Source organism: Ruminococcus sp. OM06-36AC (assembly GCF_003438725.1).
Lineage (GTDB): Bacteria > Bacillota > Clostridia > Oscillospirales > Ruminococcaceae > Ruminococcus_C > Ruminococcus_C callidus.
In genome coordinates this window covers 180,528-206,857 of the sequence record NZ_QSTT01000001.1, presented here as the reverse complement: position 1 = coordinate 206,857, position 26,330 = coordinate 180,528, and the positions used below count along the sequence as shown (strand labels likewise).

Annotated in this window: 27 protein-coding genes; 12 read left to right on the top strand and 15 right to left on the bottom strand. The window is 51.6% G+C overall.

Annotated features, from left to right (window positions below; genetic code table 11):
• Positions 1-9: 9 nt before the first annotated feature.
• Positions 10-792 carry a ZIP family metal transporter gene (locus tag DXB92_RS00960; RefSeq protein WP_021681490.1) on the top strand — a complete coding sequence of 261 codons (783 nt, stop codon included), beginning with the start codon at positions 10-12 and terminating at the stop codon, positions 790-792.
• 151 nt (positions 793-943) lie between these two features.
• Positions 944-2,002 carry a histidinol-phosphate transaminase gene (gene hisC, locus DXB92_RS00955; RefSeq protein ID WP_117731834.1) on the top strand — a complete coding sequence of 353 codons (1,059 nt, stop codon included), beginning with the start codon at positions 944-946 and terminating at the stop codon, positions 2,000-2,002.
• Positions 2,003-2,138: 136 nt separating this feature from the next.
• On the opposite strand, the gene DXB92_RS00950 is transcribed toward hisC, so the two are convergent.
• The 7 genes from DXB92_RS00950 to DXB92_RS00920 all read right to left on the bottom strand — a co-directional run bounded on the left by DXB92_RS00950 (position 2,139) and on the right by DXB92_RS00920 (position 8,588).
• Positions 2,139-2,588, bottom strand: a complete 450-nt coding sequence (locus tag DXB92_RS00950; protein ID WP_117731832.1) for an Hsp20 family protein — start codon at positions 2,586-2,588, stop codon at positions 2,139-2,141.
• Positions 2,589-2,713: 125 nt separating this feature from the next.
• Complete coding sequence (locus tag DXB92_RS00945) at positions 2,714-3,148, bottom strand: Hsp20/alpha crystallin family protein (protein ID WP_021681486.1); 435 nt, start codon at positions 3,146-3,148, stop codon at positions 2,714-2,716.
• Between the two features lie 305 nt (positions 3,149-3,453).
• Entirely contained in the window at positions 3,454-4,473 is a 1,020-nt protein-coding gene (locus tag DXB92_RS00940; protein WP_021681485.1) for a rod shape-determining protein, read from the bottom strand.
• Positions 4,470-6,761, bottom strand: a complete 2,292-nt coding sequence (locus DXB92_RS00935) for an ATP-dependent RecD-like DNA helicase (RefSeq protein WP_117731830.1) — start codon at positions 6,759-6,761, stop codon at positions 4,470-4,472. The genes DXB92_RS00940 and DXB92_RS00935 overlap by 4 nt, the downstream gene beginning before the upstream one ends.
• A 99-nt stretch (positions 6,762-6,860) precedes the next feature.
• Positions 6,861-7,238 (bottom strand): hypothetical protein, encoded by a 378-nt coding sequence (locus tag DXB92_RS00930; RefSeq protein WP_021681483.1) that lies wholly within the window; start codon positions 7,236-7,238, stop codon positions 6,861-6,863.
• Positions 7,239-7,254: 16 nt separating this feature from the next.
• Positions 7,255-7,749: a DUF6512 family protein gene (locus DXB92_RS00925; protein ID WP_117731828.1), complete on the bottom strand. Its 495-nt coding sequence runs from the start codon at positions 7,747-7,749 to the stop codon at positions 7,255-7,257.
• Between the two features lie 212 nt (positions 7,750-7,961).
• Positions 7,962-8,588: a cytidylate kinase-like family protein gene (locus DXB92_RS00920; protein ID WP_021681480.1), complete on the bottom strand. Its 627-nt coding sequence runs from the start codon at positions 8,586-8,588 to the stop codon at positions 7,962-7,964.
• Between the two features lie 426 nt (positions 8,589-9,014).
• Here DXB92_RS00920 and DXB92_RS14260 point away from each other — a divergent pair, with 426 nt between their 5' ends.
• The 3 genes from DXB92_RS14260 (at position 9,015) to DXB92_RS00905 (ending at position 10,546) form a co-directional block, all read left to right on the top strand.
• Positions 9,015-9,149 carry a hypothetical protein gene (locus DXB92_RS14260; protein ID WP_021681477.1) on the top strand — a complete coding sequence of 45 codons (135 nt, stop codon included), beginning with the start codon at positions 9,015-9,017 and terminating at the stop codon, positions 9,147-9,149.
• A 300-nt stretch (positions 9,150-9,449) separates the two neighbouring features.
• Positions 9,450-9,923: a peptidylprolyl isomerase gene (locus tag DXB92_RS00910; RefSeq protein ID WP_021681475.1), complete on the top strand. Its 474-nt coding sequence runs from the start codon at positions 9,450-9,452 to the stop codon at positions 9,921-9,923.
• A gap of 212 nt (positions 9,924-10,135) precedes the next feature.
• On the top strand, positions 10,136-10,546 hold the full coding sequence (locus tag DXB92_RS00905; protein WP_040647072.1) for a Fur family transcriptional regulator: 411 nt from the start codon (positions 10,136-10,138) through the stop codon (positions 10,544-10,546).
• Between the two features lie 40 nt (positions 10,547-10,586).
• Here the strand turns inward: DXB92_RS00905 and DXB92_RS13405 are convergent, their stop codons facing one another.
• Positions 10,587-10,757: a hypothetical protein gene (locus tag DXB92_RS13405; protein ID WP_021681473.1), complete on the bottom strand. Its 171-nt coding sequence runs from the start codon at positions 10,755-10,757 to the stop codon at positions 10,587-10,589.
• Positions 10,758-10,772: 15 nt separating this feature from the next.
• Positions 10,773-11,204 carry a hypothetical protein gene (locus tag DXB92_RS00900; protein WP_117731826.1) on the bottom strand — a complete coding sequence of 144 codons (432 nt, stop codon included), beginning with the start codon at positions 11,202-11,204 and terminating at the stop codon, positions 10,773-10,775.
• A gap of 123 nt (positions 11,205-11,327) precedes the next feature.
• On the opposite strand from DXB92_RS00900, the gene DXB92_RS00895 reads away from it, so the two are divergent.
• Positions 11,328-11,858, top strand: coding sequence for a hypothetical protein (locus tag DXB92_RS00895; RefSeq protein WP_117731824.1), 531 nt, complete (start codon positions 11,328-11,330; stop codon positions 11,856-11,858).
• On the opposite strand, the gene DXB92_RS00890 is transcribed toward DXB92_RS00895, so the two are convergent.
• Positions 11,853-12,194 (bottom strand): GIY-YIG nuclease family protein, encoded by a 342-nt coding sequence (locus tag DXB92_RS00890; RefSeq protein ID WP_021681470.1) that lies wholly within the window; start codon positions 12,192-12,194, stop codon positions 11,853-11,855. The two genes, DXB92_RS00895 and DXB92_RS00890, sit on opposite strands and share 6 nt — an antisense overlap.
• A 307-nt stretch (positions 12,195-12,501) precedes the next feature.
• Here DXB92_RS00890 and DXB92_RS00885 point away from each other — a divergent pair, with 307 nt between their 5' ends.
• A complete protein-coding gene (locus tag DXB92_RS00885; RefSeq protein WP_117731822.1) occupies positions 12,502-14,073 on the top strand; it encodes a lipopolysaccharide biosynthesis protein in 1,572 nt (523 codons plus the stop codon).
• 182 nt (positions 14,074-14,255) lie between these two features.
• The gene (locus tag DXB92_RS00880; protein ID WP_117731820.1) at positions 14,256-15,134 is read left to right on the top strand and encodes a YitT family protein; all 879 of its coding nucleotides are present in this window, start codon (positions 14,256-14,258) and stop codon (positions 15,132-15,134) included.
• 85 nt (positions 15,135-15,219) lie between these two features.
• On the opposite strand, the gene DXB92_RS00875 is transcribed toward DXB92_RS00880, so the two are convergent.
• Complete coding sequence (locus tag DXB92_RS00875) at positions 15,220-15,768, bottom strand: NADH peroxidase (protein ID WP_021683652.1); 549 nt, start codon at positions 15,766-15,768, stop codon at positions 15,220-15,222.
• Positions 15,769-16,196: 428 nt separating this feature from the next.
• Here DXB92_RS00875 and DXB92_RS00870 point away from each other — a divergent pair, with 428 nt between their 5' ends.
• Positions 16,197-18,248 carry an SEL1-like repeat protein gene (locus DXB92_RS00870; protein WP_181976834.1) on the top strand — a complete coding sequence of 684 codons (2,052 nt, stop codon included), beginning with the start codon at positions 16,197-16,199 and terminating at the stop codon, positions 18,246-18,248.
• Between the two features lie 33 nt (positions 18,249-18,281).
• On the opposite strand, the gene DXB92_RS00865 is transcribed toward DXB92_RS00870, so the two are convergent.
• The 3 genes from DXB92_RS00865 to DXB92_RS00855 all read right to left on the bottom strand — a co-directional run bounded on the left by DXB92_RS00865 (position 18,282) and on the right by DXB92_RS00855 (position 21,054).
• The gene (locus tag DXB92_RS00865; RefSeq protein ID WP_021683650.1) at positions 18,282-18,770 is read right to left on the bottom strand and encodes a methylated-DNA--[protein]-cysteine S-methyltransferase; all 489 of its coding nucleotides are present in this window, start codon (positions 18,768-18,770) and stop codon (positions 18,282-18,284) included.
• Positions 18,771-18,896: 126 nt separating this feature from the next.
• Positions 18,897-19,601 (bottom strand): purine-nucleoside phosphorylase, encoded by a 705-nt coding sequence (gene deoD / locus DXB92_RS00860; protein ID WP_021683648.1) that lies wholly within the window; start codon positions 19,599-19,601, stop codon positions 18,897-18,899.
• A 31-nt stretch (positions 19,602-19,632) separates the two neighbouring features.
• Positions 19,633-21,054, bottom strand: coding sequence for a polysaccharide biosynthesis C-terminal domain-containing protein (locus DXB92_RS00855; protein WP_117731816.1), 1,422 nt, complete (start codon positions 21,052-21,054; stop codon positions 19,633-19,635).
• Positions 21,055-22,073: 1,019 nt separating this feature from the next.
• Here DXB92_RS00855 and DXB92_RS00845 point away from each other — a divergent pair.
• The 3 genes from DXB92_RS00845 to DXB92_RS00835 all read left to right on the top strand — a co-directional run bounded on the left by DXB92_RS00845 (position 22,074) and on the right by DXB92_RS00835 (position 24,574).
• Positions 22,074-22,577 (top strand): RNA polymerase sigma factor, encoded by a 504-nt coding sequence (locus DXB92_RS00845; protein ID WP_117731813.1) that lies wholly within the window; start codon positions 22,074-22,076, stop codon positions 22,575-22,577.
• Positions 22,558-23,448, top strand: coding sequence for a hypothetical protein (locus DXB92_RS00840; RefSeq protein ID WP_117731811.1), 891 nt, complete (start codon positions 22,558-22,560; stop codon positions 23,446-23,448). Before DXB92_RS00845 ends, DXB92_RS00840 begins: the two co-directional genes overlap by 20 nt.
• Positions 23,449-23,779: 331 nt before the next feature.
• Entirely contained in the window at positions 23,780-24,574 is a 795-nt protein-coding gene (locus tag DXB92_RS00835; protein ID WP_021683637.1) for a class B sortase, read from the top strand.
• A 404-nt stretch (positions 24,575-24,978) separates the two neighbouring features.
• Here DXB92_RS00835 and DXB92_RS00830 read toward each other — a convergent pair whose 3' ends face one another.
• Positions 24,979-26,322, bottom strand: coding sequence for a glycoside hydrolase family 25 protein (locus DXB92_RS00830; RefSeq protein ID WP_117731809.1), 1,344 nt, complete (start codon positions 26,320-26,322; stop codon positions 24,979-24,981).
• Positions 26,323-26,330: the final 8 nt, after the last annotated feature.

The window sequence follows — 26,330 nt, the reverse complement described above, 5'->3', positions numbered from 1 at the left end:
GAGGTATTTATGTATGCAGACATTTTTCGGGGCATTCTGATCCCATTTTTGGGAACCGCACTGGGGGCGGCGTGTGTGTTCTTTATGAAACGCACCCTGTCCACGGGAATCCAGCGTGCCCTGACGGGATTTGCTGCCGGCATCATGACCGCGGCTTCGGTGTGGAGCCTGTTGATTCCGGCAATGGAGCAGAGTGCCGATATGGGAAAGCTGGCATTTTTGCCGGCGGTGATCGGTTTCCTGGTGGGAATCCTTTTTCTGCTGGGGCTGGATCACCTGATCCCGCACCTGCACATGAACAGCAGTGAAGCCGAGGGACCGAAAAGCAAACTGAAAAAGACGACCATGCTGGTGCTGGCGGTGACGCTGCACAACATTCCGGAGGGTATGGCGGTAGGCGTTGTCTATGCCGGCTGGGCATCGGGCAATGTGTCGATCACCGCAGCCGCGGCAATGGCACTGTCTATCGGCATCGCCATTCAGAATTTTCCGGAGGGTGCCATTATTTCCATGCCGCTGCGGGCAGAGGGCATGGGAAAGGGCAAGGCATTTTTGTACGGTACCCTTTCCGGCGTGGTGGAACCCATTGGGGCGATCCTGACGATTCTGGCGGCAGGGCTGGTGCTGCCGATTCTGCCGTATCTGTTGAGCTTCGCCGCCGGTGCCATGATCTATGTGGTAGTGGAGGAACTGATTCCGGAAATGTCGGAGGCACCTCATTCCAATGTGGGAACGATTTTTTTCGCCGTGGGATTTGCCCTGATGATGACGTTGGACGTGGCGTTGGGATAATGGAAATGGCCGGTTTTTTGTGGGCGTTTTTCCTTTTTGGAAAACCGCTGCATTTCCGCTGGACAACCCGCCGGAAATGTGCTATACTAAAAGTATTCCCAAACCGTTCGTTTCCGGAACGGAAATTCAAAAAGTCAGGAACGTGATGTAAATGAAGCGATTTCAGCAGAATATCCGGAAAGTGGTGCCGTATGTGCCGGGAGATCAGCCGGATTTTCCCGATATGATCAAACTGAATACCAACGAGAACCCCTACCCGCCGGCTCCGGAAGTGCAGGAGGTTCTGGCAAAGAGTAACGCTGAACAGATGCGGCTCTATCCGGACCCCACCGCACACCAGTTGAATGCTGCCATTGCCGAGGCATACGGCGTAGAGGAAGCACAGGTATTCACCGGCGTGGGCTCGGACGACGTGCTGGCAATGATCTTCCAGACCTTTTTCAACAGCGATCTGCCGATTCTGTTTCCGGATATTACATACGCGTTTTATCCGGTGTGGTGCGACCTGTTCCGGATTCCCTACGAGGTGCAGCCCCTGAACGAGAAGCTGGAGATCGTGCCGGAGGACTACTACAAGCCCAACGGCGGCATTGTGTTCCCGAATCCCAACGCCCCCACCGGCATCGCTCTGCCCTCTGCGGCAATTGAGGAAATCTTGCAGCACAATCCGGAGTCGCTGGTGGTCGTTGACGAAGCCTACGTGGACTTCGGCGGGGAAACCGTTTTGCCGCTGCTGAAAAAGTATGAAAATCTGATCGTGGTGCAGACGTTCTCCAAGTCCCGTGCTATGGCTGGCGAACGAATCGGCTTTGCCATTGGCTCTGTGGAACTGATCAAGGCTCTGCATGATGTGAAGTATTCGTTCAACTCCTACACCATGAACCGTTCCGCACTGGATGCCGGAACCGCAGCTGTGCAGAATGCCGCATACTTGCAGGAGACCACCGCCAGGATCGTAAAGACCAGAGAACACACCAAGCAGGTGCTGGCGGAAATGGGCTTCCGGTTTCCGGACTCCAAGAGCAACTTCCTGTTTGTGACACATCCGGACTGCGATGCACATGAACTGTTCGAGGCACTGCGGGAGGCACATATTTTCGTCCGCTGGTTTGATTCTCCCAGAATCCGGAACTATCTGCGGATCACGATCGGCACCGATGCTCAAATGGAATCGCTGTTCGCATTCCTGCGGGCGTATCTGAAAAAGTAATTTCTGTTGGACAGACATCAAAAAAGGGGAAGCTTCCCGTGAGAAGCTTCCCCTTTTTCAATAGGAGATACATTTATGAAACTGCGGCGTAATTACCGCAGGGGGAGAACCTGTGAATGGACAGATCCCAGCAGGTTTACTGGATCTCGATCTGTTTTACTTCCGGCTTTGCCGGCTGCTTTTTCGGCAGTGTCAGGGTCAGCACGCCGTTTTCATAGGCGGCATCAATGTGTTCCACATCGACATTGCTGATGTCCAGCCGCTGCAAATACTTGCAGAAGCTGCGTTCCCGCTGTAAATAGGTGCCCTTGCTTTCGGGCTGTTCTGCCGTTTTTGTTTCTCCGGATTCGCCGTCCTTCTCGGGGGCTTCTTCGTTCTGTTTCTCTGCGGTATGCTCTGCCGCAATTGTCAGAACATCGCCCTCCAAGGACAGCTTGATTTCCTCTTTCCGGAACCCCGGCATGTCGGCTTCCAGCACATAGCTGTCACCGGTATCCCGCAGGTCGGTTTTCGGCACTTTTGTGATCTCTGTGTCTTTCAGAGAATTCCACAGTGTGTTTGCAAACGGTTGAAAAATGGTCATCATAAGTCATTCCTCCTTGGAATTATCTCCAGCAGTCCATGCTGCTGTTCTTTCTTTGTTCTGTATGCTGTGAAAACAGCACTTTTTCTCTCTGTCTATTTGTCGTGCTCTCTTTGTGCGGTATTGCCTTAGTGGATTTCCAGCTGACGGGAAACCGGAGCAGCCGGCTGCTTTTTCGGCATCGTCAGTGTCAGCACGCCGTTTTCATAAACTGCATGGAGTTTGGAAGTGTCCACATTGCTGATGTCCAGTTTCTGCTCATAGGAGCTGGTGCTGCGTTCCCGACGGAGATAAGTGCCGTCTTTTGCCTTTTCCTCCTCGGTCTTTTCCTTGTGGACGGCGGAAAGTGTCAGAGTGTCGCTCTCTACGCTGATCTTGATCTCGTCCTTCTGGAATCCCGGCAGTTCTGCTTCCAGCACGTAGCTGTCACCGGTGTCCCGAATGTCGGTCTTGCAGGAACTCATCGCTGTGGACTTTTCGCCGAAGAATTCATTCTCCCAGTCCCGCATGGAACGGAACAGGTCATAACCGGTACGTTCAAAAGGTGTCAAATATGTCATCATAAAGCATTCCTCCTATGCATGGTGTTCTGATTTTGTGGTTTGCGGAACGGTGCTGACCGGTTTGCTGTTTGCTTCTTCCGGAGCTCCTTTCCGTTTACAAGTATCATATTACCCCCGCTGTGTGAAAGTTCAAGGTTGGTTCTGTGAAAACTAGATGAAAATTAGCACTCTTAGCAAAAGAGTGCTAACAAGTGCTAATAATGAGTGCTAACTCTGCAAATGCGTATCGAAAAGAAAAACGGGCACAGCATGCTGTACCCGTTTGCAATATTTGTTTCCAACCGATCCGGCTTTTCAATGTGAGATCACTTAAACTGATATACGGCGATATTTTCAAAGCCGTCCAGCAGGGTGTCCATTTTGCGGAATGCAATGGCAGTGCCCTTTGCCACGCAGTGAATGGCATCTTTGGCGACTACGCACTTGACCTGCAAAGTTCGTTCTACCAGCTTCCGCAGACCGCCCAGCATCGCACCGCCGCCAGCCATGAGCACACCGTTTTCGTAGATGTCGCCCACCAGTTCCGGCGGCGTTTCTTCCAGAACCGTCTTGATCGCTTCGATGATGTCGGCGATCACATCTTCCACGGCTTCAAAAATTTCCAGTTCGCTGATCTCCTGCATCTCCGGCAGACCGCTGACCAGATTCCGTCCCTTGACCCATGATGTTACATCGGCTCTGGGGTCGTACAGGTTCGTCATTTCGATTTTCAGCCGTTCCGCAGTGCGTTCGCCGATCAGCAGCTTGTACTTGGTCTGCATGTAGCGGATAATTGCCTGATCCAGCGTGTTTCCCGCCGCACGGACGGAGTGAGAGGTGACAATGCCGTTCATGGAAACGATCGCCACGTCAGTGGTGCCGCCGCCGATGTCCACGACCATGTTGCCCCGTGCCTTGCCGATGTTCACGCCGGCACCGATCAGGGCGGCAATGGGCTCATCGATCAGGTATGCCTTTCGGGAGCCGGCACTCATGGCAGCTTCCACGACAGCACGCTTTTCCACATCTGTGATAAAGGACGGCACACAGATGATGATGCGGGGCTTGGTGAGCCGGTGGCCGGTGACCTGTAAAATGAATTCGCGGATCATGTACTGTGTCATGCGGTCGTCCGAAATGACGCCGCCGGACAGCGGGCGAATGACCTCAATATAATCCGGTGTTTTTCCGATCATCTGATAGGCACGCTTGCCCACTGCAAGTACTTCTTTGGTGTGGGTGTGATAGGCAATGGCAGAGGGCTCGCTAAGCACGACACCCTTTTTTCCTAAGGTGATGACCGTGTTTGCCGTTCCTAAGTCGATACCAATATCTGTTTTGCTCATAGCGATTCCTCCTGTTTCTGGGTGTCCTTGATTTCTCCGTCCGGTTCGTCAGACTGGGAAATCGGAAGTGTCTGCGTGGGCTTCTGCTGTTCCAGCATATCCCGCAGACAGGTATATCGATTCATACGGCGGTTGTTGTCCACCATTTGATAAATGACGTTTTGAGAGCCGATCAGGATCAGCAGCCGTCTGGCTCGTGTGACGGCTGTGTACAGCAGATTCCGGTAGTACAGCTTCGGGAATCCGCCCAGCAGAGGCATGACGACCGCCTGAAATTCGCTGCCCTGACTTTTATGTACGGTGACAGCATAGGCAAGTTCCAGCTGATCCAGCTGTTCAAAGGGATAGGTGGCACGTCTGCCGTCAAATTCTGCAATGACTTCCTGACCTTGCCGGTTGATCGCACGGAGATACCCGATGTCCCCGTTGAAAATGCCGGTGCCGCTTTCGCCGTCCTTGTGCCAGATGATGTCGTAGTTGTTCTTGATCTGCATCACCTTGTCGCCCTCCCGAAAGGTGTACAGGATCGAACGGCATTCCGGCTTGTCCACGGATTTGGGGTTGAGTACCGCCTGTAGCTGCTGGTTCAGTTCAATGACACCCATGCTGCCCTTGCGGGACGGGGTGATGACCTGAATGTCCTCCATGGGGGAGTAGCCATAGGCGTTGGGCAGTCTGGTTTTCACCAAGTCCAGCATCAGCTGTGTTGCGTCCTTTTCCTGTAACCGCTGGAAGAAGAAACAGTCGCTGTCCTTGCGGGACAGGTCGGGGTGTTCGCCCTGAATGATTTTGTGGGCGTTGGTGATGATGCTGCTTTTCTGTGCCTGCCGGAAAATTTCTTTCAGAGCCACCACCGGCACTCTGTCGCTGTGGATCAGATCCCGCAGCAGATTGCCGGCTCCCACAGAGGGCAGCTGGTCGCAGTCGCCCACCAGAACGACCTTGCAGCTTAGCCGCAAGGCACGGAGCAGGTGCTCAAACAGCAGCACGTCTACCATGGACATTTCGTCCACGATCATTACATCGCAGTCCAGCGGGTTGTGTTCGTTGTGCTGGAACCGCATGTTGCCGGACATGTCGTATTCCACCGCCAGCATGCGGTGAATGGTGCTTGCCTCGTAGCCGGTGAGATCAGAAATGCGGCTGGCTGCCCGACCGGTGGGGGCGGCGATCATCACGCGGTAGCCCTGCTTTTCGTACAGTTCGATAATGGCATTCAGCGTGGTAGTTTTACCGGTGCCGGGGCCGCCGGTGAGGATCATAATGCTGCGGGAAAGGGCAGTGACAATGGCTTTTCGCTGCAACGCCGCATACTGCATGCCCTGTTCCTGCTGCTGTGTATCGATCATTTTTTCGAAGATCTCCTGATCTTCCGGTGCACTGAAGTCCTGTATCACACCGATGCGGTCGGCGATATAGCGTTCCGCAATGTAGTAGTCCTCCAGATAGACAAAATCCCGTCCGTTCTTTTCATAGACGTAGAGGGTGTGGTCTTCCAGTGCTGCCGCATAGGCAATTTCAAATTCCGCCTCGTTGACCTGCAAATACTTGCACGCCGTAGGACGGAGCCGATCCAGCGGCAGGCAGGCGTTGCCGCCGTTGGTGTTGTACTGTAAAATATAGCAGATGCCCGCCTGTATCCGCTGGGGAGCATTGTGGGCAAACTGCATGCCCTGAGCCACGGCATCGGCTTTCTGGAAGTCCAGTTCCACGCCGGAGCTGCAAAGCAGATAGGGGTTGGCGGCAAGCATGTCCATGGCACCGGTGCCCCAGTGCTGATAGGCACGCATGGCATATTTGGAACGAATGTCATACTGCGACAGAAACAGCATCAGTGTCCGCAGGGAAAAGATCTGCCGGACTTCTGCGGCGATTGCTTCGCACTTTTTCGGGGAGATGCCCCGAATCTCCAGAAGACGGGTGGGCTCCTTTTCCATGATCTCCAGCGTTCTGTCCCCGAAGTTTTCCACGATTTTTTTCGCCAGCGACGGTCCGATGCCTTTGATCGCACCGGAGGAAAGGTATCGCTGGATATTGAAGGCATCTGCCGGCAGCTTGCGTTCCCAGTACTGTGCCCGAAACTGCATGCCGAAACGGGGGTGCGTGGTGTATTCGCCGTCTACCGACAGCCGTTCGCCTTCTTCGGTTTCTCCCATTTCGCCCACCACAGTGACCAGTGTGCCGTCCGCGTCCAGTTCCAGTACGGTATAGCCGTTATCCGGATTGCAGTACAGCACGTTTTCCACAGTGCCTTCCAGGTGCAGCGTTTTTCTTTCGTTTGGTGTCACTGCGGGTCCCTCCTTTGACAGCGGCAGCAGGCGTTCTGCATTGCTTCTACAGCTGCCGGAATTTGGCTCTCCTGTGGGCGGGAGAGTACACTTCTTTTATTATACCTGTTTTTTCGACAAATTGCAATGACTTTTTTCACAATCTGTGCCGCTTCCAAAAATTTTCGTCAACTCCGACAGACGGCAATAGCAAAAGTCCTTGTGCCGGCTGCAAAACGCTGTACATGCCGGTTCCAGCGAGCCGTCCGGTGTCGCGTCCACCAGCCAGACTGTCCGCACCATGTCGCGGTCCGTCCACGTCAGCTGTGCCGCCAGTGCTGCACATTGTGTTTCCCACTGCTGTGGATTTTCCAGCAGGGCAAGGGTCGCCATATGTCGGGGCAGCTCATGGGAAAACAGCCGCCGGCACAGTCCCAGTGCTGCTAGTGCCGTGATCGCCAGCAGCCCGAACACCAGCAGGCAAACCAATCCGTTCATCTGTGACACCTCTCTTTCAGTGGTTCCCAAATATCCCCACCATCGGCGGGAACAGACTGAAGATCCCGAAGCAGACGGCAACGCCTGCAAACAGCAGGATCCCCAGCCATGAACCGCCTTTGGCGTGGGGCGTGTGTTTCCATGTCCAGAATGCCGTCACTGCCGCACCCAGCACAAATGTGAGAATATCTGCCCAGAGCCAGTGCCTGCCGCAGATGCCGGTATAGGTGTAAAAGAGGGCAGTAATAGTCAGCATGCCCAGCAGTGCTCCCTCTGCCCGTGTCAGGACGTAGCCCTTCCAGCGGTGTCCTACCCAGATGTACTCCCAGACGGTGTAGACCAGCACCGGAAAGAACAACAGTTTCAGATGTTCCCACGGACTTTCGCTGATCGCGGCATACAGTCCCACGACCCGATTTTCTCCTGTCCAGCCGTACAAAAAATGGAGCACTGTCCCAAAGACAATGCTCCATAGAAATCCGATCCAGACACTTCTGCGGAATTCCTGCATCACGCATCACCTCAATACCAAGGTATGCAGCATGCCGGAATCTGGTGCATGAGAGTCTGTTTCGCATCTTCCTACACGCATCTTGCGTGCATATTTTCCGAGATATTTCGGGAAAATACTCGAAAATCCACAAAGGATTTTCTCCGTTTTTCCCTTCATCTCTCGAAAAATCTGACGACGCAATCTGCATGCGTCAGATACGAAACAGACTCTTAGATCTGTTCTTCTGCCGGTGCTTCCAGCCCGAACTTTCTCCGGACTGCATCAACGATCAGGTCTGCCGTGCCCTCTACGCCCAGCAGGTTGCTGTTGAGAAACAGGTCGCGGTAACGGGTGTTGTTCACTTCACAGCCGGTGTGCGAACGGTAATATTCCGCCCGTGCCTTGTCCACTTCTTCAATGATTCGCTGGGGTTCTGCGGTGGCAAGCCCCAGCGTCAGAATACTGTTGCGGATTCTTGCCTGATAGGGGGCAAAGATGTAGCAGCGTATTACGTTTTCCCGTTCCCGCAGCAGATAGTCCGCACAGCGGCCGATGATGACGCAGTTTTCCGTTTCGGCGTGCTGTAGCACTAACTTGCTCTGTACCTCGAACATGCGGTCCTTTTTCAGAGAACTGCCGATGCCCAGCGGGTACGCCATTTTATAGTAGCCGGAGGAACTCATGCCGTTTTTGCTGAACTCCACCAGAGAGTGCAGAGTGCTGTCGATTTCCTCTGCCTCTTTTTCCAGTACATTTCTGTCGTATAGGGGAATGCCCAGCTTTTTTGCCGTAGCAATGCCGATGTCCCGCCCTCTGCTGCCGAACTGCCGTGTAATTGTGATCACATAATTTTGCATGGATAAAAGCCCCTTTCTCTTTGAAAATCGTATGATATTGCTCATCATATTCATGATACCACAAACTGTTCCGTTTGTAAATATGGAATATTACACGAGAAACACTCTGGAATTTTGGGAAACTTGGCAGTTTTTCGGCGGAATCCACGCTTTTGCAACAGACTCGAAAAAACATGCAGGATTCTGCCGGCGAGTTTGTCCGGAGCCGGCTTTTTTCGGAAATATAACGGAGAATGCAATTGCATCTTTCTGACTGCATTTTTTTACAGTTTAATTACAATACACAAAAAGGTGTTGTAATTTTGACAATTGTTGTGTATAATAATATGTAGACAAAAGAACTTGTGCCGCCGCAGATTTGGCATAGTTCGGGCAGACCGCAGAAGGATGCTGCCTGAAATCCCTGTAAGAATGTGAAGTGATCTCATGAAAAAAATTCTGTTTATGACGATACAATCTGCCGCGATCTGGACGGCTATGGCGATGCTGCTGTATACCGTAGGAAAAATGCACATGGACAGCAGCCTGTTTTTGCCGCTGACTGCCGGCGTTCTGCGGTAGATTTTCTTTTGTACAACACCGCACAAAGCCCGCCTGACGGCTTTGCACGCAATCTGCGTGCGGATTTTCCGTCATATTGCCCTAGGCAATCTGCCGAAAAATCTGACAACGCACCTTACGCACAAGCTTTGTGCGGTGTTGCCCTTGCAATTTTTCTGCGTTTGTGGTACAATAAAAATGATCTGGAGGCACACCATGCACAGCAGCCGAAATGATTTGGCAGGGCTGTCGCTGGAAAGAGCATACAGAGTTACAATGTACCAGTGCTCCGGAAATATCTGATTTTGTGAGGAAAAAACCATGGTAGTCATTGAAATGGCAAACGGCAAGAAGATTAAGATCGAACTGTATCCGGAAATTGCACCGATTTCCTGTGAAAACTTTGAAAAGCTGGTAAAGCAGGGCTTTTATGACGGACTGATTTTTCACCGCGTGATTCCGGGATTTATGATTCAGGGCGGCTGTCCGGACGGTACCGGCATGGGCGGCCCCGGCTGGAACATCAAGGGCGAATTCGCTGCAAACGGTGTCAAGAACGACCTGAAGCACACCCGCGGCGTACTCTCCATGGCTCGTGCCATGAACCCCAACTCTGCCGGCTCCCAGTTCTTCATCATGCATGAAGACGCTCCGCATCTGGACGGACAGTATGCAGCATTCGGCAAGGTCGTAGAGGGCATGGACGTGGTAGACGAAATTGCTTCCGTCAAGACCGACTACAACGATAAGCCGCTGGAACCGCAGGTTATGAAAAAGGTTACGATCGAGGAATAAGGAAGCTCCGCATAAAGCCGTCAGGCGGGCTTTATGCAGTGTTTCCCTTGTACGATTTTGCCTGTATACAACGAAATTGCCGCAGTCAAGATGCCGGAAACGGTATCTGCTGCGGCAATTTGGATTCACTGGTAAGTTGTTAGGGCAATACCGTGCAAAGTCGCCAGACGCTCTTTGTGCGGTATTGCCTTAGGAAGGACGCGAACAACATTATGGCATATAAAACGAAACAGCGGGAATATATTCTGGCATTTCTGCAAAACAGTGCGGGACGGCATATCACAGTGGCGGAACTGGTGCGGCATTTGCAGGACAACGAAACACCGGTGGGAACGGCGACGGTCTACCGGACACTGGAGCAGCTGGTGGAAGAGGGCATTGTGCGAAAATATGTGCTGGACGGAAAAAGCAGTGCCTGCTATCAGTTCCTCTCCGGAGAACCCCACGCCTGCACGGAACATTTTCACTTGAAGTGTACCCAGTGCGGGCAGTTGTTTCACGTCAGCTGTGATTACCTGAACCAGCTGGGGGAACACTTGCTGGAGCACCACGGCTTTGTCATCGACCATACAAAAACCGTGCTGTACGGGCTCTGTGCCGCGTGTGCCAAGAAAAAATCGTGATGTACGGGTGCAGTGCGAAGCTGCACCCCTGGCTCTGGAGTTATCCCAACGGTGCGGTAGGCTGGTTGGGGTGATAGGGCCGTTCATAGATGCGAACCGGGGCATTATCGAAAGCGATATTGTCCCGTTTTTCCTGTAGCACCTGGTGAGGCGTATAGATCTTCATCTCTGCCTCGGCACTCTGTCTGGCTTTTTCCTGTTCCGGATTCATGGTGTCACCTCGTCATTACAAGTAGGCTTTGAGGCGTTCCATGTACGCCTCCTCGTGGCGGACGAATGCTTTTCCCTGTCGTTTCAGCTGGTCGGAAATGTCCGGACTGTTGTGGAGCACTTCCGTCAGCTGTACCACGCCGGTGTTGGTGCCTTTGAGCATCAGCTTGGCGATCTCATTGGCAGAAGCCCCGCCCAGACAGTGCAGCTGAATATTGGCATTTGCCCAGAACTTTGCCATGTCGCTTTGCTGGACTGGCTGCACATGAGCCTGCTGCATCTGGCTGCGGATCTCCTCTTTGCGGGACTGGTAGAATTCCAGCTGTTTGCAGAGCTCCTGCCGCAGGTTGGGGTGGTCTGCCTTGGGGAGAATGGTGCTGGTGGCATCGGCTCCCATAACGGCATTCTTGTAGAATTCGTCCAGTACGTGTTGTTCCTGTGAAGTCATCGGTCGAACCTCCTTTTCGGGGAATGGACAGAAACGCTGTCAGCAACGGTTCTGTCCCTGTGTCTAGTATCCCCGCTGACGGGAGAGATATGCCGTATCAATCATTTCCATGGGAGGTGGAATATGGAATTCAAAAATTTTGCAAAGGCTCTGGGCAGCGATTTGTTTGCAGAGATCCTGTGCCTGTTTCTGGCAGTAACGCTTTCGGCAGTGGGCGGCGGTCTGTTTCGGCTCATCAGCTGTATCTGTACCATTGCGGTACTGATCTGTGTCTGTGTCAACTATGCCCTGAGCCGCTCCCGCGAAGACCAGCACAAAAAGCGGAAAAATACGATTGCCGTCCAGCTGTTTTACAGCGGCTCGGTGCTGCTGCCGTTTTTGCTGCTGGGCATCTCTCTGCTGCTGGCGAGAGCCGGTGTGCTGCCGGATACGTGGTACCGGTGGTACAAGCTGTTGAATGCTCCGTTTTTGCAGCTGTGCAATCTGTGCAGTGCAGACGTGACAGCTTCGTCCCTGTCGTGGGGAAAGACAGTATTTCTGGCAGTGTGGAACCTGCTGCCGCCGGCAGTGGTCTGGGTGACTTATGCATTGGCGAGAAGTGGTTTCCTGCCGGAAGAACTGCAATATCAGCGGAAAAAATCGTTCCGTTCATGATCGGGACAGATAGCTTTGCAGAGGCAGATGCTCTGCGGGCAGGTAGGTTTCCTCTGCCAGTTCCGGCAGAACGGTCTGCCACTGCTCCGGTGATTCCAGAAGCAGCAGCTTCTGGCTGCGGGGCAGCTGCTTGAAAGCGTATTCAAATCGTGCAGCAGCAGTGCGGGTTTCTGTGCTCCACACTTGCAGCAGTTCCTCCGGCGGATGACTCCTGGTGTATTTGGCACCGCCGGCAAGCTGCCCGCAGTGCTGCCGCATTCGCCGCCGCAGGTCTGGGGTGATGCCGGTGTACAGGGTATCTCCTGTGCAGTGCAGCACATAGATCAGATATGGCATGGTGACAAGGCCTCCTTTTGCCGATATTATACCACAGAAATTCCGTTTCTGTCAAAACCGTGTTTCCTTAAAACGACTGCCTTTGTATCATTTCTTGTGAAATTTGCTGTTTTTTCAAGGATTTGCAGGAACTTTTTTGAAAAAATATCCGGTTTACAGCCCTTTTAAAATGTGTTATAATAAAAAGAGCATACCGATGTATTTCCGAAGGTATGCGGTTGCAGATCATTTTCTCGGAATTGGCTGCGGTCGTGCAATGATACGGGCAGAAACAATTCCAATCCAATTACATTAGGAGTATTACAGAATGAGTAAAAAAAGCAGAGAAAGAACGCCGGAATTGGAAGAAATTGCGGCACAGCTGGGAAGCATGAACACACAGGAAGACGACACTATTACGATTCCGGTAGTTGAGATCTTCCGGCAGCTGAAAAAGTATTTTTTGCCGTGGGTGCTGGTTGCTGTCATTTTTGCAGGATTGGTATTCGGCGGTTCTATGGTAGTGTCCAGCAGCAAGGCAAGCCCGCTGACTGCAATGGTGGGATTCACTTTTGACGGCATTGAAAACGGCCTGGACCCGAACGGAAATGAGTTTAATGCGAACTCCCTGAAGTCGCCGGCGATCATTGAAGAAACGCTTTCGGATCTGAACATGGATGTCAAAAAAACAGATGCGATCCGGAATAATATCACCGTTTCCGGTGTGGTTCCGGAAGATGCCATCGACAAACTGACTGCTTATGAAAGCGTTTTTTCCAACACGAACTCCATTGAAGCAGCACAGAAAATCATGGACGTTTCCTATTTCCCGACACAGTTTGAGGTACAGTTCTCCTATGGTGATTCCGGTATGTCCCGCTCTCAGGCAGCGGATTTCCTGAACACCATGCTGAACAACTACAAGATCTATTTTATGCAGACTTACGGATATAATCAGGCATTCGGTGATGCTTTGACTGCTGTAGATTATACCGGTTATGATTACCCGCAGGCACTGGATGTACTGTCCAGCAGTCTGGATTCTCTGAAGAAGTATATTTCTTCTCTGTCCTCCAACGACAACACCCGCTTCCGTTCTACAAAGACCGGCTATACCTTCTCTGACCTGAGTGAAGCAACAGCAACTTTGCAGAGCGTGGACTATTCCAGCCTGTATTCTTACATCATGGGCAAGAACGTTACCAAGGACAAGGATTCCCTGGCAACATATTATCAGTATCGTATTGACAGCCTGAACCGCAGCCTGAACAGTGCCAAGGAACGGCTGAGCACGATCACCGATTCTATCAACAACTACAAAAAGGATTCCATGGTAGTTATGGCAGGCGGTTCTGCTGACAATACCGGAACCGTTCTGACACAGCCGTCTACTGCATATGACGATCTGATCACACAGCGGACTGATGCACAGAGCAGTGTTTCTTCTTTGCAGCAGCAGATCAGCGATTATCAGACACGTCTGGACAAGTTGCAGAACACCCCGCTGGGAAGCAAAAAGGAAGAAGAAAAAGTAGAAACAGACATGAAGAACGTTTGCGACAAGATGAATCAGCTGATCAATGATGTCAACGAAACCGCAGACGATTACTTTGAAACTGCATCGTACACCAATGCGTACAACATTCTGGTGCCGGCAAGCGGCAGCGTTTCCAGTTCTGTATCCAACGCGATTTCCAACATGATTCGTCCGATGCTTATCGTAGAAGCACTTCTGCTTGTAGCATATCTGGTATTTGCAGTCGTGCGTGCCTTCATGGTATCGTACCGTCGGGACAAGCTGGTTCCTGTTGCTGTAGAAGAACCGGCAAAGGAAACCGTTTCGGTAGAGGCTGATTCTGCTTCTGACGATAATGATGAAAAGGAAGAATCCAAGGCGTAACGATTTCGCATTACATAAAATTGCACAACCAATCAAAGACGGCTGCCCGTGACATGCGGGCGGTCGTCTTTTTTGATGCAAACTGTGAAAATAATTGTAAAAAGGCTTGCGAATTTTTTGAAAATATGATATACTGTACGTAAACAATGCGGCGAACGCGTTTTTGCAAGGAGGCGATGCAAATGCAGAAAAAAACCAGGCGATTTGAGAGAACGGCGGCATCGGTGTGCAAGGAATATGCCATTCTGACGCTGGCAACACTGGTGATGTCCGCAGGAACCTATCTTTTCAAATTCCCAAACAACTTTTCCTTTGGCGGTGTTACCGGTCTGGCAGTGGTGCTGAGTGCTGTTTCACCGCTGTCTGCGGGAACGTACAATTTTATCATCAATATGGCACTGCTGGTGCTGGGATTTCTGTTTCTGGGGAAAGGCTTTGGCGTAAAGACGGTGTATATCAGCGTTCTGATGTCCGTGGCACTGTCTGCGGCGGAAAAGCTGTTTCCCATGTCCGGACCGCTGACTGACCAGCCGGTTCTGGAACTGATTTTTGCCATTGCCATTCCGGGCATCAGCTCCGCAATCATGTTTAACATGGGTGCTTCCAGCGGCGGCACGGACATTGTCGCCATGATCCTGAAAAAGTATACCTCTATGAATATCGGGACCGCTTTGCTGGCGGTGGACCTGCTGATTGCCGTTTCAGCCTGCTTTGTGTTCGATATTACCACCGGTCTGTTTTCCCTGTGCGGCTTGTTTACGAAAACCATTGTCATTGATACCGCCATTGAAAATATCAACCTGTGCAAATACTTCACCATTGTCTGCAAAGACCCCACGCCGATCTGTGACTTTATCCACACAGAACTGGGGCGAAGTGCGACGCTGTTTACCGCAGAGGGAACATACAGCGGACAGGAGGAATATATTGTACTGACCGTCATGAAACGAAGCCAGGCTGTGCAGCTGCGAAACTATATCAAAAAGGTACAGCCCCAGGCGTTCATGATGATTACCAACAGTAGTGAAATTATCGGAAAAGGATTCCGCAACACCATATAAAACAAAACAACCCCGCACAAAATTTGCCTTTCGGCTTTTTTGTGCGGGGTTATTTTCAGTTATGAAAGGAAATATTCTTTCGCAATTAGTCGTTGAAGTAACGCTTCAGGAAGCCGGCAAATGCACAGCCGTGTCTTGCCTCGTCCTTTGCCATTTCGTGTACAGTGTCGTGGATCGCGTCCAGATTCAGCTGCTTTGCCTTTGCTGCCAGAGCCTTCTTGCCGGCACATGCACCGTTTTCCGCAGCGACACGCATTTCCAGATTCTTCTTGGTGGAATCGGTAACCACTTCGCCCAGCAGTTCTGCAAACTTTGCAGCGTGTTCTGCTTCTTCATAAGCAGCCTTTTCCCAGTACAGACCGATTTCCGGATAGCCCTCACGGAAAGCGACGCGAGCCATTGCCAGATACATGCCGACTTCAGAGCATTCGCCGTTGAAGTTTTCCCGCAGACCCTGCACGATTTCTTCGTCTACGCCCTGTGCCACGCCGACAACGTGCTGATCAGCCCATGCCAGATTTTCTTCCTTCTGCTCCACGAACTTGTCTGCCGGTGCACCGCAGAGAGGACATGCTGCCGGAGCAGATTCGCCTTCGTATACATAACCGCAAACAGAACATACAAACTTTTTCATGAGTAACTACCTCCATAAAATATCATTTGCCAGGAGATCTTTTTGTCCCCCTCAGCTTGTCTTTATTATAGCATAAGAATAATTCCTTGTCAAGATGTATTCTCAACTAGTTACAAAAAATTAACATATAGATTTTTAGGGCAATACCGCACAAAGATTGTGCGACAGATGCGTGCGGGAAGATACGAAACAGGCTCTGAAGGGAAATTTGCAAGCAGATGGCGTGCAAAGTCGCCAGACGCTCTTTGTGCGGTATTGCCTTAGGGAAACACGGATTAAAGCTTGTGTATAGGATTCATCGTCAGGCGGGCTTTATGCGGTATTGCCTTATGTCACTTGACACACTTGTTATTTTGCATTATAATAAGTATCACGATTACGGAGAAATATGGGCAACTACGCACAGGCTCTCAGAAAGGGGAACGGTGATGAAAAAGAGAAGATTTGACTGGCTGCGAAAGACCAGTTCGGCAGATGTGATGAACCCGAAAAATTATGAATATCGGCTGAAACAGCTGGACGATGACAATCCGGCAGAACAGAAAGAAGCATATACGTGGTTTCAGAAGCACGCAGAAGAAGGCGATGCATCTGCACAGTATCAGACCGCAATGTGTTTTCTGCATGGAGTTGGTGTGGAAAAAGATGAGGAACAATTCCTGTATTGGCTCACAAAGTCTGCGGAACAGGAGTACGGCGAGGCACTGACGACAATGGGGATTCATTATTTCTATGATTTTGATGCCGTAGAAGAAACAGAACAGGGGATTCCGTGGATGGAACGTGCCATAGAACAGCACGATGATAATGCGGCTGCGATATTGGGTGTATATCTTGTGGAAACTCCGAAAGAGGACTGCCATGAGGAAGAACGCAGGCACCGCGGCTTTTTGTTGCTGCAATCTTCTGCTCTGGAAGGCAACCTTGAAGATCATCTGCGGATACAGGCGTTTTTTGAATTAGGGCATTGTTATTATTACGGCATTGGAACAGAAACAAATATTGAAGAAGCTTATACGTGGTATGCCCGTGCTGCGGAATCGGGGAGTGAAGGTGCTCAATATTTGGCGGCATCTTTGATACTGGACAAGCGGTGTTCTGAAACGGATACCGCAAAAGCCATTGCGTGGCTGCGGCAGGCAGCAGAACAGGGCTGTATGTATTCCACGATGCGGTTAGGGGAATGCTATCTGGAAGGCAACGTGGTGCCCAAAGATGCGGAAGAAGCTTTTCAGTGGTTTCAGAAGTCAGCGGAGCTTGGCAACCCCGCTGCGGTCAATATGGTGGGACGCTGCTATATGGACGGGAACGGCGTAGAGCAAGATCAGGAAAAGGCATTTCAGTATTTTCAGAAGGCATCAGAAGCTGGTGACGAATCTGCTATGTTTAATCTGGCAGACTGTTATTTCAACGGGCTGGGAACGGAGCAGTCCGAAGAACAGGCAGTCCCGTGGTATCAGAAAGCCGCCGAAGCGAACATTTCCATTGCCCAGTACATGCTGGGAACCTGTTATCATTTTGGAAAGGGCGTTTCGCCGAATGAAGAACTGGCACTGCACTGGCTTCGAAAAGCTGCTGAACAGGACTATGTCGGGGCACAGTACGCATTGGGCACGCTTCTGTTCCGGAATGAGGATAGCGGAGAAAACGATGCCGAAGCAGTCCGTTGGCTGGAACGTGCCGCAGAACTGGGCGATATTGGTTCTCAGGTGAAGCTGGGCGTTTGCTATCAGGATGGATACAACGTGCTGGAGCAGGGAAAGGTCTGCTTCAAGGAGGACATGGAAAAAGCAGTGGAATTGTTTCAGAATGCTGCGGAACAGGGCGATGCAGAAGGACAATTCCAGCTTGCCAACAGCTATCGTTTCGGTTTAGGCGTGAAAAAGAATGTGCCGAAAATGCTGTACTGGCTGCGGCTGTCTGCCATGCAGGGCTATGCAGAGGCACAGTATGCACTGGGGATCTGCTATCAGGACGGTATCGGTGTAAAAGCGGATATGGAGAAGGCAATGGACTGGTATGAGCGTTCCGCTGCCCAGAATTATCCCGATGCCATTTGTTCCGTGGGCATGTACTATCTGGACGAGGAGGACGATGTGGAAACTGCCAAGCGTCTGGTGTATAAAGCGGCCCAGATGGACTGTCCGGAAGCACAGTATTTAATGGGTATGTTTCTCTATGAGGGCGATGACAGCGAAGAAGATGAGGAAGCTGTCGCATGGTTTCGAATGGCAGCACGGTATCAGAATCACGGCGGTGCCATGGGCATGCTGGGCTATTGCTACATGAACGGCACCGGTGTAGAGCAAGACGACGAAATGGCAAGGGTCTGGCTCAAAAGAGCGGCAGAGTGTCGGGATTATGATGCCATTGAACTGCTGAAAAATTACTACATGATCGACGACTACGACGATTTCGAATACGAAGATTACGGCGATGAGCCGGAGTATGATGACGAGGACGACGACTGGGAAGATTAAAGGCAATACCGCACAAAGATTGTGCGGTATTGCCTAAAACCGGAATCCCCGCATATCCTGTCCCTCCAGTGTCAGCAGGTCGATCTTCCGGCGGTCATTGCCGAAATAGCCGCCCAGCTTGCCGTTGGCACCGACCACCCGATGACAGGGAATGAAAATGGCAATGGGGTTTCGTTTCATGGCACCGCCTACCGCCTGTGCGGACATCTTGGGAATGCCCATTTCCCGTGCAGCTTCCTGTGCCAGCATGCCGTATGTGGCAGTGCAGCCAAAGGGAATCTGCTGTGCCAGCCGCCAGATCCGCAGCTGAAACGGCGTTCCAGCCGGACGGAGCAGGGGCGTAGTTTCCGGAGCCTTGCCATTGAAGTAGGTGTCCAGACAGCGGCACACGCTTTCCAAAAACGGTGTAGGTGACTGCGGCAGTGTTGCCGGCACATCAAAAGCCGCTTCTGTCAGAGCATTGTCCTCGGCAGTAAGGCGGATATTTCCCAGAGGGGAATGGTAGATCAACTGTGTTTGCATAAGATGTTCCTTTCTTTACATGATATACAAATACAGCCCGAGAATAACAGTGGCAATACCGCACAAAGAGCGTCTGGCGACTTTGCACGGTATTGCCCAGTATTCTCGGGCTGTTGTTTTTTGGTGTTATGCACAGGCAGTTTCCAGTGCGATTCGCATCATATCGGTGAAAGAAGTCTGTCGTTCTTCTGCGGTGGTGGATTCGCCCCGCAGCGGACAGTCCGAAACAGTTACGATGCACAGGGCTTCCTTTCCGGCGGCAGCAGCATTCATGTACAGTGCAGCCGACTCCATTTCCGTGGCGAGCACGCCCATTTTCGCCCACTGCGGCAAAGGGCTTGGCTCGTTGTAAAACACATCGGTGGAGAGCAGGTTGCCCACATGCACCGGAATCCCCAGCCTGCCGGCAGTCTGGTAGGCTTGTTCCAGCAGGGCGAAGGAGGCGATAGGGGCGTATGTGCCGGCGAGGTGATACTGTGCTGCATAGTTGGAGTCCGTACAGGCAGCCTGTCCCAGTACCACATCACGGAGGTGAATGTGGTCGGCAACGCCGCCGGCAGTGCCGATGCGGAGAATCCGGTCTACGTCATACTCGTGGAACAACTCATAGGAATAGATGCCGATCGAGGGCATGCCCATGCCGCTGCCCTGTACGGAAACCGGTACGCCGTGATAGGTGCCGGTGTAGCCGTACATGCCGCGGACGGTATTGTAGCATACCGCATTTTCCAGAAAATGTTCTGCGATGAATTTCGCTCGCAGCGGGTCGCCGGGCATGAGTACGGTTTTGGCAATGTCGCCTTTGGCGGCTGCGTTATGAGGGGTTGCCATAAAAATCAGTCCTTTCACATATAAAATGAGGTTATTTTCTGCGGCGAAGCTGTCCCAGTGTCTGGGTGACAGCGTTGAAGTTGTACAGCACCATAAAGACAAATCCCACAGCCAGAATCAAAATCCACATAGGCGGAGCCTCCACCACGACAATGCCCAGCAGGAACAGGGCGGCGGTGTTGGCGGCGAATTTGGCGTGGTTGACCGGAAACGGAACATACTTCCGTGCGTCCACGATCCGGATACAGTAGCAGACAAAGTAGCTGGCGAATGTGGCAATTGCCGCACCCATGATGCCCCAGATGTGAATGAGGATAATGTTCAGCACGATGTTCACGATTGCGGCCACCAGACTGGTCCAGAACGAGTGTGTGGTGTGCTGGGTCGCAGAGTAAACGCTGCTCAGGAACTGGTTGAAGCACATCATCAGCACGCCTACGATCAGTACCGGCGTATAGAGGAATGCGGTGGCGTATTCCGGATAGGTGTTGGAATCGATCAGAATGTTGGACAGGATCCGGACAAATACGATCAGTCCGGCACTGGCGATAAACATGAACGACTGGTAGGTATCGAATACACGGTGATAGAACCGGCTTCTGTCCTTGGAGTCGTTTTCCTCAATGGCGGACATGTTCCACGCCTGAAAGAAAATCGTGGAAATGGTGGAGATCAGGTTCGGGATCTTGGTGGAAACACCGTAGATACCGGCGGCAGTTTCGCCCACCAGTCCTGCCGGACCGGACATGTACCGGATAAACAGCCGGTCGGAAAAGCCGGTCACCAGCCACAGCAGGGCGGACGGGATCAGCGGAATGGAAAACCGCAGCATCATGCGTAAGATCTTCTTGTCCATGTACCGCAGCCGGAAGTACCGGTGCAGTCCGGCGACCGCCCACAGGAACAGCCCCGACAGCAGGTCGGACAAGATCACGGAGATCAGGAAGCCTGTTACACCTAGATGGAATCCCGCAATAAAGGTCACATTGAACAGGAACAGGGTCAGCGTGGCGAGTATGCCGTCTATGGCAAACAATCGCACCAACCCTCGTGCCCGCACAAACTGGGAGGCGATCTGTCGGAATCCGGAAGTGATACAGTAGATCACCAGCAGCACCACATAGCCCTCTGTATAGGGCAGCAGGGTGAGTGCCGGCGAAAGCAGCAGCAGAATGCCGATGCCGAACAGCTCTGTCACACAGGCGGAAGTAAAGACCTTGCGGTTGTCGAAGTTTTTGTCAATGCCGTAGCGAATGACTGCATCGGCAATGGAAAAAGTAATGATCGGAATCAGAAAGTTTGCGGTCTGTTCCAGCAGCTCCTTCGTGCTGTTGTCGCCGGGGTTGATGTTTCCCGTATAAAGCCGCGTCAGCAGCAGGAGCAGAATCTTGGAACCGAATGAGCCGATCGCAAATATCAGCGTATTCGAAACGAGTTTTTTGTATTTGTTCATGAAAGCCCACCTTTATCTGTGTTTCACCGCACCGGAAAATCTGACAACGCCTCTTATGCACAGGTTTCGCACAGTTGCCTGTCATGCCGTCGATTTTTTCGGTGCTTCTTCTTATTATAACATAAATCGATGCAAAATGGAATCTTTTTTTGCAAATCTCTGCCGGAAAACAGAATTTGTGCATCTTTTACAATTTGATGATCGCAAAATTGTACATATATACAAACCTCAAAAATTTTTTCTGGAAAGTGCAACATTTCGGGGTGCTCGATTGTGTATATAGTGAAGGGATTTTTTGTGGGGTGAAGAACCCCGCAGAAATGGGCGATCAGAAATCGTCCGAAAGGAACGGAAATGTGAAATCATAATGGAAACACTGCATAAAGCTTGTGCGTAAGATGCGTAGTCAGATTTTTCGGCAGATTGCATAGAAATTCCGCAGGCATACTGCCGTATGGCAAGGGATTTCTGGGCAATATGACGGAAAATCTGCAAGCAGATTGCGTACAAAGCCGTCAGGCGGGCTTTATTCAGTGTTTCCATAATACATGGACAGGCAGCGGAGCAGGAGTACTTCTCCGCCTGTGGATCTGATGCCGCGAAGGGACAGCAAGGGAAAGCTGGCGGGATCGGGCGTGTGTCTGCTGTCGGTCGATGTGCAGTGGAAACACTGATGAAAGAAACTTGCCGCGGAAAGGATGACAGGTGAATTTCATCAGTGCTTCCCACAAGAGGCGTTCACATCAAAATGCGAACGCGATCGAGAGAGCGTGGCTCTCGTTTCTCATTTCCTCTGTTTGGCAGTGTTCCTGCGGGAATGCTGTCAGATGCGTATCGGCAAAAACGAGGGACATTTGCTATATTCCCTCATTATTTGCTTTATATACATATTACGTCTAAAAATATGCGGTATGATGGAAATGGAATGCGTTGTGTGGCAGGTGTGTGCCTGTCGAATGCATGTGCAACAGCATGCCAGTGTATTATATGCCGAAATGTAGACGATAGGGGGTATTCCCGTGCCGCAGGACGAAGCCGCGTTTGCGAAGTTTTATGCACGGCATGTCGATACGGTATATCGTATGTGCTACATACGGATGAAAAATCAGATGGATGCGGAAGATGTGACGCAGGACGTTTTTTTGCGGGCGATGCAGCAACCGCAGCTTTGGTCAGATGATGACCATGCCAGAGCATGGCTGTTGGTGACTGCGTCGAATCTTTGTAAAAATGCGATGCATCACTGGTCACGGACCAAGCGGGAAGAAGTCGAAGACTGGGAGGCAACTCTTGGAACAACGGCATCGCCGGATGAGGTTTCTGCTGTGATGTCGGCAGTAATGGGATTACCGGATCAATACAAGACCGTAGTGTATTTATTTTATTATGAAGGGTATTCCGGAGCAGAAATTGCCGGAATGCTGGGAAAAAAAGAATCCACAGTTCGTTCGATGCTGCACCGCGGCAAGAAGATACTGTTGAAAGCTTTAGGAGGTGAGCCGTATGCAGAAGCAGGAAGATGAAAAGCTGGAACGCCGTCTGCATCAAGTGATGGAGCAGATCCAGCCCGATGAAGATGCGAAAGATCGCATGTATCTGGAGATCATGCGGCGTGCCTCTGTTGCTGAAACACCGCCGGCAAAGCCGAAGCCGTGGTATCTCCGGTGGCAGACCAGTGCCGGAGCCTGTACCGCAGCACTGCTCTGTGTCGTTGTGGTGGCGGCGGCAGTGCACGGGAGAATGCCGCAGGGCGGCACCGGTCAACTGGATATTGTTTCTCCCACAGTGACGACACAGGCTTCTGAACTGCCGGCAGACACGGAGCAGCCGGACGAAACAGAAACAAGACCGCAGACAGAAACCACTGCCGCAGAAACCGGCGTGACAGTGCACTCTGCGGGAAATGCCAGTGCTGCCGCGGAAAGCAGTACTGTTCCGGCGGAAGATGAAATCGTTTCTCCGGAAATCACCGTGCCGCAGAAGCCGCAGCAGCAGGAAACCCAGCCGGTCGTGACGACTGCGGCTCCGCATACCAAACCGGTGCAGACCACTGCCGCAGCAACGACTGTTCCGAAAGCGGAAACCACTGCGGCACCGGAAACGGTCACCGAACCGCCGGCAACCACAGCGTCATCTGTGGAAACTGTGCCGATCCGGCAGAACATCTATCTGTATTATAAGCTGACGTGGGAGGGAAATCCCTACGATACAGATTATATGGAAGTGTCCAGCAGTTCTCTGGATCAGTATTTGGGATACGGCGTGACGCGGGGCAATGATGTGGAAGATACGTATACCGTGTTGATCTACTCTATTGTCGGCGTGGATCCTGTACAGCAGGTAGCAGTACAGTATGCAGGGGAAGAAAAGTATTATGTTTTCACGATCCAGTGAATATAAGAGCTTATTGAAAAAATGAAATCCGGAATCGGTGTCACTAATCTGCCGTGGCACCGAATTTTTTTTTAGGGCAATACCGCACAAAGATTGTGCGACAGATGCGTGCGGGAAGATACGAAACAGGCTCTGAAGGGAAATTTGCAAGCAGATGGCGTGCAAAGTCGCCAGACGCTCTTTGTGCGGTATTGCCTTAGGAAACACTGAATAAAGCTTGTGCAGTGTTGTTTTATCGGAAATATTGTCTTGACAAATCTGTAAAAAAACAGTATACTAGAACAGGAACGCTGAATATGCGGTATTTTTTTCTGATAACGGGGGTATCAAATTGGCAACCAAACGAGTAAAACAACTGGAAAAATTCCTGATCGGACTGGGAATTGCTTTGCTGGCGATGATCATCATCTGCATTATCGTGGTCAGCCGTGCGGACAAGGTTTCTGCACCGGACGCGATTCCGATTCTGACGACAACGACGACAACGACAACGACGACAGTCACCACGACCACGACGATCACATATGATTACACCATGCACATCGATATGGAAAAGGTCAAGCAGCATCATGAGAAAAATCCGGACGTTGTGGGCTGGGTCTATGTCAATGATACACCCATTGATTACCCCATTGTACAGAAGGACGACAATGCATATTATATCGACCGTGACTGGGAGGGCAATCACAGCTCTGCCGGCAGTATCTTCGAGGACTTCCGCGGCAAGATCGGCGAAACGGAAAACACCCTGCTCTATGGGCATAACATGGGAAATGGCTCCATGTTCCACTCGGTCAAGAGTTTCAAGGAAGAAGAATGGGGCAGACAGCACATTTATTTCGAGGTGGCAACACTGGACAAGCGGTATCTGTACCGCATCGTGGCATCTTCCGTGCTGAACGGTGAGGACGGTGCAGCATTCGACTACTGGAACCGCATCACTCTGAATCAGGAGGAATTCCAGAAGTACATTGAGGAGATTCGCAGTACGGCGTTGATCTGGTACGCACCGGACGACGACCCGCCTGCATACGGGGACAAGATGATTGCCCTGCAAACCTGTAACTCCGGTGCAGACGACGGAATCCGCTGCCTGCTGTTCGGACAGTGTCTGGGCGAATTCTAAGGCAACACCGCACAAAGCCCGCCTGACGGCTTTGCACGCAATCTGCGTGCAGATTTTCCGTCATATTGCCCAGAAATCCCTTGCAATACGACTGCGTTCGAGGCAGGATTCTGCCCGAGAACAAAGGAGTGGCGCACTAAGATAAATTGCGACCGGCCGTATGCCTGCGGAATTTCTATGCAATCTGCCGAAAAATCTGACAACGCACCTTACGCACAAGCTTTGTGCGGTGTTGCCCTAAGGCGACTTGAAAATCAAACATCACAAAAACGGGCACTCTGGAAAAATACCAGAGTGCCCGTTTGACTTTTCTCGGAAAGACAAAGACAGCGTTACTGAAATCTCCGAAAAACAAAAAGAGCAGCACGCTGCATGGTGCTGCTCCTTTTGTCTGTTATGTACGCTTAAAATCCGTTCAGATGATACTTGGTCATCAGGTTCGGATAGCATTTATAGCTGTAGTCCAGATCCACATTGCCGCTGATGCCGCTGACAGAACCAGTGCTGGAATACTGCCACATGCCGTAGCTGGTCTTGGAGTAAGACGGGCGGCTGACACCGAAGTGTGCGACCCAGATGTCGTAGTCCTCCAGAACTGACTGATAGACGTAGCTGTTCAGGAAACTTGCGTAGCTGTACAGGCTGATGTAGTATCCCTTGGATTCCATGGTGTCACAGAATGCCTGAATGATCGCAGATACCTGCTCCTTGGAAAGCTTGGTCTGGGTAGAATCTTCAATGTCCAGTACCAGCGGATATTCGAACTGGTATCCCTGCACAATGCTGGCAAATACTTCTGCCTCCTGCTTTGCCTCTGCCGGAGTGACAGCGTAGCTGTACCAGTATGCACCGCAGGCAACGCCTGCCGCCTTGGCATTCCGCATGTTCTGTTCAAAGTAAGGGTCCTTCTGGCTGGCGTATTTGCCGTAGCCTGCACGGATAATGGCGAAGTCATTGCCTGCCGCCTTTACCGCATTCCAGTCAACGTTGCCCTGATACTTGGAAACGTCAATGCCGCGGTAAGAATCCTTCTGTGCCCATGCTCCGGTTGCCGTCTGTGTAGTGGTCACTGTGGTAGTTGCCGGAGCAGCAGTGGTAGCGAGGAGCGTTGTAGTTGCTTTCGTAGTAGCTTTGGTGGTAGTGCTGGAAGCAGGAAGCGAAGTTACCGCCATGGACTCTGCCGGCGTGGTCTTGCTTTCAGCAGATGCAGAAGATGTGGAACTGTCCGTAGCGGTTTCCGGTACCGGCGGGAACGTGCTGAGAATGGCCGTGGTGGTTTCGGTCAGCGTTGTGGTTGCAGTTGCCACCGGAACTGTGGTCGGCTGTGTGGCTTCCGTATTGCCGTTGCCGTTCGCAGCGTCCCACTCCTGCAAAAAGGCCAGTGCTTCGTCAGTATGTTTGCCATAGGCACCGAAGTAAGCACACCAGTACATCAGCAGGAAAATGTCTGCACTGTCGATGGCACCGGAATGGTCAACGTCCAGAAGGACACTGTTTTTTTCGGAGAGCGTGGAAGCAAATCCCACACCGCCGTAGCTGCATTCCAGCATCACAGCATAGCCCAGCGTCAGAAAATCGCCGCGGTCAGCTTCCTGTATCAGCTGTTCCGGAGATTGTGTCAGCCCCGGGATCGTTTCCTGCACGTCTGCCGCACTGGCAGAGAGCATGCCGCCGAAAGGCAGACAAGATACGCACAGGGCTGCCGCAGTCAGAAGCCCGTTCAGTTTACGGAAAAATTTGTTTGCCATAGAGAAAA

Excerpts from the sequence above, each read along its gene's own strand:
- DXB92_RS00910 (WP_021681475.1), top strand. The coding sequence starts at position 9,450 with ATGGTAGTCATTGAAATGGCAAACGGCAAGAAGATTAAGATCGAACTG.
- DXB92_RS00950 (WP_117731832.1), bottom strand. The coding sequence starts at position 2,588 with ATGATGACCATTTTTCAACCGTTTGCAAACACACTGTGGAATTCTCTG.
- DXB92_RS00945 (WP_021681486.1), bottom strand. The coding sequence starts at position 3,148 with ATGATGACATATTTGACACCTTTTGAACGTACCGGTTATGACCTGTTC.
- DXB92_RS00930 (WP_021681483.1), bottom strand. The coding sequence starts at position 7,238 with ATGAACGGATTGGTTTGCCTGCTGGTGTTCGGGCTGCTGGCGATCACG.
- deoD (WP_021683648.1), bottom strand. The coding sequence starts at position 19,601 with ATGGCAACCCCTCATAACGCAGCCGCCAAAGGCGACATTGCCAAAACC.
- DXB92_RS00905 (WP_040647072.1), top strand. The coding sequence starts at position 10,136 with ATGGCATATAAAACGAAACAGCGGGAATATATTCTGGCATTTCTGCAA.
- DXB92_RS00840 (WP_117731811.1), top strand. The coding sequence starts at position 22,558 with ATGCAGAAGCAGGAAGATGAAAAGCTGGAACGCCGTCTGCATCAAGTG.
- DXB92_RS00855 (WP_117731816.1), bottom strand. The coding sequence starts at position 21,054 with ATGAACAAATACAAAAAACTCGTTTCGAATACGCTGATATTTGCGATC.
- hisC (WP_117731834.1), top strand. The coding sequence starts at position 944 with ATGAAGCGATTTCAGCAGAATATCCGGAAAGTGGTGCCGTATGTGCCG.
- DXB92_RS00830 (WP_117731809.1), bottom strand. The coding sequence starts at position 26,322 with ATGGCAAACAAATTTTTCCGTAAACTGAACGGGCTTCTGACTGCGGCA.
- DXB92_RS00890 (WP_021681470.1), bottom strand. The coding sequence starts at position 12,194 with ATGCCATATCTGATCTATGTGCTGCACTGCACAGGAGATACCCTGTAC.
- DXB92_RS14260 (WP_021681477.1), top strand. The coding sequence starts at position 9,015 with ATGAAAAAAATTCTGTTTATGACGATACAATCTGCCGCGATCTGGACG.
- DXB92_RS00865 (WP_021683650.1), bottom strand. The coding sequence starts at position 18,770 with ATGCAAACACAGTTGATCTACCATTCCCCTCTGGGAAATATCCGCCTT.
- DXB92_RS00940 (WP_021681485.1), bottom strand. The coding sequence starts at position 4,473 with ATGAGCAAAACAGATATTGGTATCGACTTAGGAACGGCAAACACGGTC.
- DXB92_RS00870 (WP_181976834.1), top strand. The coding sequence starts at position 16,197 with ATGAAAAAGAGAAGATTTGACTGGCTGCGAAAGACCAGTTCGGCAGAT.
- DXB92_RS13405 (WP_021681473.1), bottom strand. The coding sequence starts at position 10,757 with ATGAATCCGGAACAGGAAAAAGCCAGACAGAGTGCCGAGGCAGAGATG.
- DXB92_RS00885 (WP_117731822.1), top strand. The coding sequence starts at position 12,502 with ATGAGTAAAAAAAGCAGAGAAAGAACGCCGGAATTGGAAGAAATTGCG.
- DXB92_RS00880 (WP_117731820.1), top strand. The coding sequence starts at position 14,256 with ATGCAGAAAAAAACCAGGCGATTTGAGAGAACGGCGGCATCGGTGTGC.
- DXB92_RS00960 (WP_021681490.1), top strand. The coding sequence starts at position 10 with ATGTATGCAGACATTTTTCGGGGCATTCTGATCCCATTTTTGGGAACC.
- DXB92_RS00895 (WP_117731824.1), top strand. The coding sequence starts at position 11,328 with ATGGAATTCAAAAATTTTGCAAAGGCTCTGGGCAGCGATTTGTTTGCA.
- DXB92_RS00925 (WP_117731828.1), bottom strand. The coding sequence starts at position 7,749 with ATGCAGGAATTCCGCAGAAGTGTCTGGATCGGATTTCTATGGAGCATT.
- DXB92_RS00875 (WP_021683652.1), bottom strand. The coding sequence starts at position 15,768 with ATGAAAAAGTTTGTATGTTCTGTTTGCGGTTATGTATACGAAGGCGAA.
- DXB92_RS00920 (WP_021681480.1), bottom strand. The coding sequence starts at position 8,588 with ATGCAAAATTATGTGATCACAATTACACGGCAGTTCGGCAGCAGAGGG.
- DXB92_RS00900 (WP_117731826.1), bottom strand. The coding sequence starts at position 11,204 with ATGACTTCACAGGAACAACACGTACTGGACGAATTCTACAAGAATGCC.